This window comes from Gilliamella sp. wkB108 (assembly GCF_001690195.1).
Lineage (GTDB): Bacteria > Pseudomonadota > Gammaproteobacteria > Enterobacterales > Orbaceae > Gilliamella > Gilliamella apicola_L.
Genome location: NZ_LZGM01000020.1, coordinates 20,281 through 31,566, shown reverse-complemented (window position 1 = coordinate 31,566; position 11,286 = coordinate 20,281). Strand labels below are relative to the sequence as shown.

General features: G+C 36.5%; 6 protein-coding genes. 3 read left to right on the top strand and 3 right to left on the bottom strand.

What is annotated here, in order from left to right:
• The first annotated feature begins 27 nt into the window (after positions 1-27).
• The 3 genes from A9G11_RS02865 to ndk all read left to right on the top strand — a co-directional run bounded on the left by A9G11_RS02865 (position 28) and on the right by ndk (position 8,085).
• Positions 28-5,217: an alpha-2-macroglobulin family protein gene (locus A9G11_RS02865; RefSeq protein ID WP_141674332.1), complete on the top strand. Its 5,190-nt coding sequence runs from the start codon at positions 28-30 to the stop codon at positions 5,215-5,217.
• A 133-nt stretch (positions 5,218-5,350) separates the two neighbouring features.
• The gene (gene pbpC, locus A9G11_RS02860) at positions 5,351-7,648 is read left to right on the top strand and encodes a penicillin-binding protein 1C (RefSeq protein WP_065618025.1); all 2,298 of its coding nucleotides are present in this window, start codon (positions 5,351-5,353) and stop codon (positions 7,646-7,648) included.
• 14 nt (positions 7,649-7,662) lie between these two features.
• Positions 7,663-8,085, top strand: coding sequence for a nucleoside-diphosphate kinase (ndk, locus tag A9G11_RS02855; RefSeq protein WP_065618024.1), 423 nt, complete (start codon positions 7,663-7,665; stop codon positions 8,083-8,085).
• A 101-nt stretch (positions 8,086-8,186) separates the two neighbouring features.
• Here ndk and A9G11_RS02850 read toward each other — a convergent pair whose 3' ends face one another.
• From A9G11_RS02850 to dtnK, 3 genes are read right to left on the bottom strand one after another with little or no spacing between them, the layout of a single operon-like run.
• Entirely contained in the window at positions 8,187-8,948 is a 762-nt protein-coding gene (locus A9G11_RS02850; protein ID WP_176701226.1) for a DeoR/GlpR family DNA-binding transcription regulator, read from the bottom strand.
• A gap of 33 nt (positions 8,949-8,981) precedes the next feature.
• Positions 8,982-9,962 carry a 4-hydroxythreonine-4-phosphate dehydrogenase PdxA gene (gene pdxA, locus A9G11_RS02845; protein ID WP_065618023.1) on the bottom strand — a complete coding sequence of 327 codons (981 nt, stop codon included), beginning with the start codon at positions 9,960-9,962 and terminating at the stop codon, positions 8,982-8,984.
• A gap of 12 nt (positions 9,963-9,974) precedes the next feature.
• Entirely contained in the window at positions 9,975-11,249 is a 1,275-nt protein-coding gene (gene dtnK / locus A9G11_RS02840; RefSeq protein WP_065618022.1) for a D-threonate kinase, read from the bottom strand.
• Between the last annotated feature and the right edge of the window lie 37 nt (positions 11,250-11,286).

Sequence of the window (11,286 nt, the reverse complement as noted above, 5' to 3'; positions counted from 1 at the left end):
GATTCTTTTGCTAAAACGATCCTATAGGTGCATAATATATCGATAAAAATGGGTATATATAACTATATATTAAATAATAAATTTTTGGTTATAGGAAATCGTCAATTAGGTATGGGTGAAATAATGGGATTAGTTAAGCGATTATTTATAGTAGGTATGGTCTTAGCCTTATTAGGTTGTGATGATAAAAATAAAGATACGTCAGCAAGCCCACCAACAGAAAATCAATCAAAAGTACAAACAACTAATAATTCAAAAAGAAATGATCCCCAAACCCCAATTAAAAGTACATTTAGTTCAACCCCAGAATTGATTGAAAAATATCGTAATAAACAGTTAAGCGTACTTGATAGTTCTGAAGCGATAATTAATGGTACGAGTACCTTAATTGTTACCTTTTCGGTGCCACTCAACCCCAAGCTTGATTTTTCAAATTTACTTAGATTAGTTGATAATGAAACAGGTAATGTAGATGGTTTTTGGGAGTTGTCTGATAATGGCTTAGAGTTAAGACATCGCTTTTTAGAGCCTAAACGTAAGTTAACATTAACCATTGATAAAATGATAGAAGCGATTAATGGTAGCCATTTAAAATCCGTTTACCAAACTGAAATAACCACTCAAGATCGTCAACCTTTAGTTGGATTTCCTAGCTCTGGATTATTACTGCCAAGTAAATCAATGACTGGTTTACCGGTGATAACGCTCAATGTGGATAAAGTTGATGTTAACTTTTTCAAAATTAAACCCGACATGTTAACCGATTTTATTGGATTTTATGGTTTAATTAATCGGCTAGATAGTTGGCGATCTGAGAAGTTGAATGAATACGCTGATCTAGTTTATTCATCCCGATTCGATCTTAATCCTAAACGTAATGCTCAAGAAACAGTATTAATTGATTTATCTAAAATTCCGGAGCTTCAAAAAGAAGGGGTTTACGTTGCTATAATGAATGAAGCCGGCACTTATAATGAATCAAATAACGCTTCTTTGTTCTCAATCAGTAATATTGGTATTTCTGTGCATAAATATAAGGATGATAGGCTAACGCTAATTACCCATGCACTTGATGACGGTAAACCACTGGGTGATATCAATTTATCTTTATTCTATTGCCAATATAATCAATTTGATCACAAAAAAAGTTGTTCAACTATATCGGAAAAGAGTGATGCTCAAGGCTTTGCAGAAATGGATCTACCGAGCAAAGCGGATTACTCCGTTATTACTGCCAGTGATGGACATCAAACTTCTTTTGTTAATATTGATCGCAATGCGCTAAATTTAAGTGAGTTTAATTTAACCGGCTCCACTTATCATGAAAAACAGTTGTTTGCATTTGGCTCACGTGATTTATACCGTCCGGGAGAAACCATTACATTTAATGCTCTATTACGAGATGCAGACGGGCAACTATTGCCAGAACAACCGATTATGATTGAAGTTCTAGCCCCAGATGGACAAAAGATAGCTAGTGGTCATGAAAGGCCTGATGCAGATTTAAATGGTTTATATCAGTGGCAATATGAAATTCCAACTGATGCAGCTACCGGTAGGTGGGCATTTCGTTTTAACCTAGGGGATGATAACTATCAACAAGTTTATTTTCAGGTCGAAGAGTTTTTACCTGAACGTATGGCAATGGAAATTAATGTACCGTCAACAAATCCTATCTTAGTTGGTCAAGATATCAGTTTTAATGTTAAAGGTTGGTATCTTTATGGTGCGCCAGCATCAGGCAATAATCTCGATGGTAATCTTTATATGAAAAAAGTGGATTCAGTTCCGGGATTATCAGACTTCAAAATTGGCCGGGTAACCGATATTCATTTAGATCAACAATTAGATCCGGTGGAACAAAAACTTGATAATAAAGGGATTGGCGAAGTAAAAATTGCTAGTGATAATTGGTCTTCTATACATTCACCGTTTAAAATTGTATTACAAGCCAGTTTACTCGATTCTGGAGGCCGACCTGTTACCCGTTATGCTAGTCAAACTATTTGGCCGGCTAGTCAAATGCCAGCAATACGAGCGCTGTTTTCTGAGCAAGATTATTATAATTGGTCATCAGATGCTTATGAAAATCGACTAATCATAGACAAAGGTGCGACGGCAGAATTTGAAATTGCCTATATCAATTTGGAAGGACAAAAATTGGCAACCGATAATTTGAAAGCGCGGATCGTACGTGAGCGTCGTAATTATTATTGGACTTGGTCAAGTAATAACGGTTGGCGACAAGAATATAACGAAAAAGATTTTACTTTATCCGAAGAGAAATTATCAATTGCTAAAGATGGCACTGCTAAAGTGAGTTATCAACCGGATAACTATGGTTCTTATCGAATAGAAGTCGTTGATACCCGAAGTAATATCATTAGTAGTGTGCGTTTTTGGAGTGGTTATGATTGGGAAGATAATACCAATGGTACCAATTCTGTTCATCCAGATCAGGTCAAATTAAGCATCGATAAAACTTTATATAACCCGGGTGATACTGCCAAAGTACACGTACAAGCACCTGTTGCCGGCTCGGGTTACATCTCTTTGGAAACCAATGATGGTATGTTATGGAAAAAAGATATCACCATTGATGAAGATGGACTTGACGTTGAGATCCCTATTGAAAATTGGCAACGTCATGACATTTATATCAATGCCATGATAATTCGTCCGTCAACTGATGCAGCAGTGCAAACCATTAAACGAGCTATCGGATTGCTTTACCTACCTATTGATACCAGCGATCGTCAACTTAACCTTACCATTGATGTACCGAAAAAAACTGAACCCGAAAAAACCATTCCAGTTAAAGTTAAACTGGACAAGAAATTAATTGAAAAAAATAAGAAAGTAACGGTACTTGTATCAGCAGTTGACTCAGGTGTATTGAATATCACTAAGTTTGCCACCCCCGATCCTTACAGCGCCTTTTTAGGTCGTAAACGTTATAATGTCGATCTATTTGATGTATATGGCAAATTGATTGAAGGTTCAGGACGCACTGTTGAAATGAGTTTTGGCGGTGATGCGATGGAGTCTGGTAGAAAACCATTGAATAATGTCACTATTGTGGCACAGCAACTAGAGACTATTCAATTAAATGAAGAGGGTGAAGGCGTAATTGATCTTACTTTACCAAACTTCAATGGTGAATTACGTTTAATGGCGCAAGCATGGGATGATAATCGTTTTGGTAAAGCCGAACAAACTATGATTGTAGCTTCACCGGTTATTGCCGAATTAACCGTACCTAGATTTTTATCCGGTGGTGATAAAGCGATCTTAGCTTTAGATCTTAACAATCTGACAGACCGAAAACAGACACTACAACTAAATGTCACCACCAATGGATTACTTCATCAAGAAATGAATAAGACATCGACAACAATAACGGTTAATAGCAATCAAAGACAAATTATTCAATTGCCGGTGATTGCTGATTATGGTTATGGTCAAGGAACCGTTACAGTTGATGTCAAAGGTATCGTATTAGAAGATGGCTCTAATTATCCAATTAAACGTTCATGGGATATAGGCGTTAGACCTGCCTATAATTTAACCTCTAAAAATTATGCTGTGGCGATAAATAGCGGTGAAAATTGGAAGTTCACACCAGCAGATCTTTCTGATTTAATCGATAATACCGTAGAAGGTAAATTAGTTGTTTCTAATCAACCACCACTAAATATTGCTCAATATATTAAAAGTTTGTTCGCTTACCCTTATGGTTGTTTAGAACAGACAATTAGTGGTTTATATCCGTCACTGTATGCTAATCATGATCAACTCACTGCGCTAGGTATCAAAAGTGATACAGATGCAATTCGTCATAACAAGATCCAAACAGGTATTTCTCGTATTTTATCTATGCAACGAAATAATGGTGGTTTTGGACTATGGAGCAACGAAAGTGATGAAGAATATTGGCTTACTGTATATGCAACTGACTTTTTACTACAAGCAAGAGAGCGAGGTTTTCAAGTTAATGATTCCGCATTGCGGTTAGCTATCGATCGTATCGGCCAGTATGTTTACAATGCAAATGCATTTACTAATCTACAAAGTTATTATGATAATAGTGAAACGCTTGGATATACTCAATTTGCTATTAAAGCTTATGCAATAATGGTGCTAGCTAAACAAAATAATATTACTTCTGCTGTACGTAATGAAATCCTACATATGGCACAACAAGTTGAAAATAATGAGATAAATATCGTCTCTCCATTACCTGTTGCTCAATTAGCATTGTCGGCAAAATTGGCTGGTTTTCAAAATATCTATAGTGATTTGATGCCTAAAGCCTTTGATATTAATTATGATAAACAAGAAGATTGGTTAGGTGATTATAGTAGTGAAATTCGCGATATAGCCTTACTTATTTCATTACTGACTGAAAACAATTTAAATACAGATAGACAAGATGACTATCTATTTTATTTATCCTCTTTATTAAATGATAAACGTTATTTTTCAACTCAAGAACTCAATGCACTGTTTATTGCTGGTTGGTCAATAGAACAACACAGAAGCGCCCAAGGATTTAAAGTGAAAATTAACAAACAATCCTTTGATTCAGATAAGGCGTTATCCCGTTCATTTGGTTTTAGTGGGTTGTCTAATGGTTTAACAGTGACTAATCAAAATAGTGCAGATCCACTTTATATTAAATTGACTGTTTCAGGTTTCGGTAAAAAAGCTCCTGCACCAACCTCTGATAGTGATTTCTTTACAATCAAACGTTCATACTATGATTTAAAAGGTAATCAAATCAAGCCTACTCAATTGAAGGTAGGAGATATGATGGTTGTCTTGTTAGAAGTTACCGCTCGTGAGGCTACTCGCGATGCGCTAATTGTTGATTATCTACCAGCTGGTCTTGAGCTTGAAAATCAAAACTTAGCTAATAGTAGTGTTAATTTACAGGCTATTCCGGAATTAGCTAACTTACTAAAAGGTGAAGATAGTAACGATGTTAAGTATCAACAATACCGAGATGATAGGTATGTGGCTGCTGTTGAAATCAGTGATTATGTTAAACAAAATAAATACCGAAAACGTATAGTTTATTTAGCAAGAGCGGTAACGGTTGGTGATTTTGGTATTCCTTATCCGTATGTTGAATCAATGTATCGCCCAGAACGTTTTGCGATCGGTAAATCGTTAGATTTGATATCAATTGTTGAACGCAATTCGGCTAATAAATGATAAGAGTTAAGCTATAAAATAATAAAACGTTTTGTATGGTTTAACCCAATAAAATACGTGATTGTCCGCCGACGAAAGTTGGCGGTTTTGTTATAACTCAAACGTAGTGCTAACCTGAAACATCTTAACAATAATGAAAAAGCGTCTGCTCAAAATATTTTGCTATTTACTCTCATTACTATTTTTTCTATTTGCTAGTTTTATCGTAGCTGATTATCTATTCCCGCTATCTATTGAGCAGAACAAAACCACCCAAACTATCCTTGCCCAAGATAAAACACCCCTTTGGCGATTTGCCGATGAAAATGGCATTTGGCGTTATAACATAAGCTTAGATGAAGTTCCTGATTACTATCTTGATGTGTTACTTAATTATGAAGATCGCTATTTTTACGAGCATATTGGTATAAACCCGATCTCGTTATTTCGGGCTGCTTGGCAAAATATAAGCAATAAAAGGATTGTTTCTGGTGGTAGTACTATTTCCATGCAGGTCGCTCGCATGCTTTACCCTCATGATCGTACACTTATGGGGAAGTTACAACAAATCTTTCGCACTTTACAATTAGAATGGCACTACAGTAAAAAACAGATCTTAACTCTATATATTAACCATGCGCCATATGGTGGAACGATTGAAGGAATAGGTGCGGCTAGTTGGTCATATTTTGGCAAGCAACCCAAACAATTAACCCGCAGCGAGGCGGTTTTATTGGCTGTATTGCCCCAAGCACCTAGTCGTTTACGACCTGACAGATACCCACAAAGAGCAAAGCAAGCGCGTGATAAAGTTCTGGATCGATTATTAGAATATCAGGTTTGGTCACCGGAAATTATAGAGCAAGTACGAAAAAATGAAGTGTGGGTTTATCCTCGTCAAGCCCCACACCTTGCGGCATTGTTAGCACAAAGACTGAGTCAACAATATCCTAATGATAATATTATCCATTCAACTATTGACTCTACTCTACAGTATAATCTTGAAGATATTGCTAGTAACCGTAAAAGGCAGCTAGCAGCTAAAAGCTCATTGGCCATTTTAGTGGTTGATCATACTGATATGTCGGTGAAAGGATATGTTGGCTCCGCTGATTTTAATGATAAGGAGCGATTTGGGCAGATTGATATGATAAGAGTGCTTCGCTCACCTGGCTCTACCTTAAAGCCATTTATGTATGCAATGGCTATTGATGAAGGCATGATCCACTCTGCTTCATTATTACAAGATGTGCCTAGGATCACCTCAGATTATCGTCCCACTAATTTTGACGAAGATTTTTATGGGCCGGTTAGTGCGACAGATGCACTGACCAATTCTCTAAATTTACCTGCGGTACAGCTAATTGAATTATATGGACCCAAACGTTTTGCAAGTAAACTGGCAAGTGTTGGTTTACCGCTAGAATCGGTTGGTAAAACGCCCAATATCTCCTACATTTTAGGTGGTGCATCATTAAAAATGGAAAATTTGGTTAGTGCTTATAGTGCCTTTGTTCGTCATGGAAAGGTCAGCCCACTACGTTTTACACAAACCGAGCCTTTAATAGAAAAATCATTAATTGGTGACGGTAGTGCTTGGATCACCAAACAGATGTTAGTCAATAATAATCTGATAGCTTATAAAACCGGTACTAGCTATGGTTATCGTGATGCTTGGGCGATTGGGGTTAATCCTCGTTACATTATTGGCGTATGGGTAGGGCGCCCTGACGGAACACCTGTTGCTGGACAATATGGTTCAGTGACAGCCGTTCCAATTTTACAACAGGTAAACACCCTATTATTAAATAAAGAGCGTCGGCTTAATCGTCCTTTGCCGGTTATGGAAAAGCCTGATTCGGTAACCGCTGAAAAAATTTGTTGGCCTTCCGGACAAATATTAGACATCAACGACGAAAATTGTCATCGTCAAAAAACTGCATGGATTTTCAATAATATGGTACCTCCAACCCTTGATACGCTCAGTGTGCTTAACAATAATATCTATCGTTCCGGTTGGATAAATATTTGGGTTAATGAGCATGGAGAACGGGTTGCATCTGATTGCCCGAATGCTCACAAAAAAGCCATTGCGCTATGGCCAATAGCCTTAGAAAATTGGTTATTACCAAAAGAAAGAAGACAAGCTTTATTACCACCGATTGATCCGCATTGCCCGGTATTTGGTAATGATGTTTTTTATCCGTTGACCATTATTGGTTTAATAGATAACCAACTGCTTAAACGGCCTCCAGGTCAAAAAGAGGTAACGATTGATTTAACCCTACAAGGTGGTTATGGCCAAAAATGGTGGTTTTTAGACGGTGATATTGTTGCTCATTCGTTAAATGACGAAAAAGTGGCACTTACTGTTTCAAAAAAAGGGCTGCATCATTTATTATTATTGGATGAAAGTGGACAAATTAATCGTATGCAATTTACACTGGATTAATGAGGATAAAACTTATGGCGCTCGAACGAACTCTCTCGATTATCAAACCTAATGCGGTTAGGAAACATTTAATTGGTGAAATTGAAACTCGCATAGCTCAGGCAAAACTCGATATTATTGCATTAAAAATGCTGAAATTAACTAGAACACAAGCAGAAGGTTTTTATGCCGAGCATCAAGGTAAACCATTTTTTGATAAGTTGGTCAACTTTATGATGTCCGGACCTATTGTTGTCCAAGTTCTACAAGGTGAAAATGCTATTAAACGCTACAGAGAATTAATGGGGACCGCTGATCTAAGTAAAGCACAGGCCGGTACTTTGCGCGATAATTTTGCTGATAATACCACCGAAAATGCGGTACATGGTTCAGATTCGCCAGAATCAGCAGCCAGAGAGATAGCTTACTTCTTTGTTGATAGTGAAATTATGTCTTAACGCAATGAAGCTATTGCTTCAAGACGATAAAGTATATTAAAGGATCTATAATAATCAATATGCCATTTACGCAAATTTTTGATGCAATTTAAATTAAAAGACTAACTTGCTATATGTAACGTAAATGGCTGACATTGAAGTAATTGCAAGTTTTCGGCATCCAGATGATTATCAGTAATAATATCGGTAAAGCGATTTAACGGAATAGAAGTAAATAAACTATAAGAATTGTACTTACTACTATCAGCAACAAGTATCACTCTATCGGCTTTTTCAGCAAAACTTGCTTTTATTAAAGCCTTATCTTCGGTTGGCGCGGTAACGCCTTTATTCACACTCCATGAATTACAGCTTATAAAAGCAATATCAGGATTGATTTGTTGTAATAATGAACGCCCATGCTCACCAATACAAGATTGGCTACTATCATCAATCTTACCGCCAATAATTGTCACCTCAATTTGTTTAAACTCAGATAAAAATAGCGCAATATGCAAATCAGAGGTAATAACTCGAATTGGCATTTGCGTGATCCGTTTTGCTATTTCAAGTGTGGTTGTTCCTGCATCAAGAGCAATTGAATCACCCGGTTTAATCAGTTGCGCGGCAATATCGGCAATAAGTTGTTTCTCAGTAAAATTCTTATGAATTTTTTCAGATGTTGTAGGTTGTGCAGGGATAAATCGATTTAAAGTAACACCACCATGAGTTCGACTAATTACACCTTGTTGATCTAACTTAATTAAATCACGACGGATCGTAGCTGGTGAAGCTTCGGTTGCATTGACAAGATCTTCGACTGTCACAAGGTTATGAATTTTTAGATAGTCCATGATTTGATCTAGTCGATTATATTTACCCACTGAATAATCCTCTATATGATATAAGTTATCTAATTAAGATAACAGTTCCGCTAAGCGGATTGATTCTATCATACTATCGGCCTTAGCAACACCTTGCCAGGCAATATCAAATGCAGTGCCATGATCGGCTGATGTACGAATAAATGGTAGACCCGCAGCAATATTCACACCATCATAAAATCCTAATAATTTAAGTGGAATATGACCTTGATCGTGATACATGGCCACTACCATATCAAATTTGCCTTGATGTGCTTGTAAAAATACGGTATCGGGCGCACAGGGACCTATAGCATCAATTCCATGTTGGCGCATTTTTTCGATAGCTGGCGCGACAATTTTAATCTCTTCATCACCAAATAAGCCATGCTCACCAGCATGAGGATTAACTCCTGCAACAGCAATTTTGGGGTGTTTAATACCAATCTTTTTAAGAAAATCATCAGCAATTTTAATTACTTTTTCAATACGCTCACAATTTAAGGTATCTAAGAATTTTCGTAATGAGACATGCGTTGTGACATGAATGACTTTAAGTGAGTCAGTATAAAGCACCATAGCTACATCTTTGCTATCGGTTAATTTTGCTAATAATTCGGTATGTCCCGGAAACATATGACCGGCTGAATGTAAGGCTTCTTTATTCAACGGAGCAGTGGCAATTGCATTCACTTCTCCTTGTAATGCAAGCTCAGTGGCTTTTTTAACACAGCGATAGGCTAGATCACCCGCTTGAGGTTGGATTTTTCCGGGTTGCAATGAATTAAGATCTTCTAATTTAGTATCTATCACATTGATAATATTAGGTGAAAAATTGGCTTCACTCACTTTATCAATGACATTGAAACTCACGTTGCTAAATAATCCCATGTCTAATTGTTTATTTAATAATTCAGCTGAACCAATCACCACCGAATGTACATTTTTTAAAACATCTGATTGTAAAGCTTTGACAATAATTTCAGGTCCAATACCTGCGGGATCGCCCATAGTTATCGCTACGATTTTTGACACAATCTGTCTCCTTTAAATAAATGCTAATATTTTTAAAAATATGTCTTGGGTTCCAAAACCACCGGCTTTAGTAAACACCCGATAATCTAAATTCTTTTCACTGATCAGTTTTCCATAAGGCACGCCAACACTTACTTCACCTTCGATTCTAAAACCAATTGCACCTAATGATTTTGCAACGGAAATAGCAACATCACCACCGGTTAAAAACAGATTGTCAAACTGTAAGTGATTAACTAACAGACCTAATGCTTGACAAATTTGTTCACCTAACTCGGTGCGTGTCACTTGATACTGTTGACAATATTGCTCAATTTTATGGCGATCAGTCATATTAGAACTCGTTCTAACGATACAGTGTTGTTGACGATCAAGCACTTGTTGGATCTGCTTTATATACGTGGATAATTTGATTTCAGGAAAATTGGGTAGTAGATCGGTGATATCAATATCGATGATTTTCCAATTATTATCCTGTTTAATAATATAGTTAATTTGTTGTTGTGTTACTTCACTCATTGAGCCAGCTATAACCAGTAAAGGATTTTTATTGGTAGGTTTAAGCGTTTTTGTCTGTTGTTTTGGGGCTAGAGGAAAAAAATCAATCAGTCCGGCCGAACCAACTAATAGTACTTGCTTTTGAATTGGTAAAATTTGCTCAAGGATTGATTGTAGATCTTGATCGTTTTCAGCATCAATGACAATAATTTTACAATTTTTGCAGATCAATGCTTCAATATGTTGTTTTAATTTTTGATTTCTTACGGTTGCTAAATAGATTTCTTCACACAAATAAGCTGTTTGCTGTTCAATACAAGCTTTAATATTGGATGAGTAAATAGGTGTTTTGGGATCACTTGCAAATTCAGTATTGATAAGTTCAATACCATTGATATAACACTTCCCATTTTTAGTTGTGCGTTTCATTTTTGGAAAAGCGGGAATAACTAACGCCACTTTATATTGAGTATTATCCAACAGAGCTTCAATTTCAGCGCCAATGTTGCCCCGAAGGGTCGAATCGATTTTTTTATAACACTGTTGCATTTTTTTATGATTGTTGATCACTGTTTTGATTCTTTTTTGTGCTTCTTGAATAGAAGTGGCTCGGCTTTCAGTATTTACCACCATTACACTATTTTGGGATTTCACATCATCACTTTGTTTTTCACAAAAATCAGCATTTTGCCAATCAAAAAAAACATTGACTGTCATTCCTTTATTAACAAGTTGCACACCTGCATCATTAGAGCCAGTAAAGTCATCAGCAATAATTAAATCAATCATTAAACACCTATCATCATCAATATTCTTTATTTTTGGA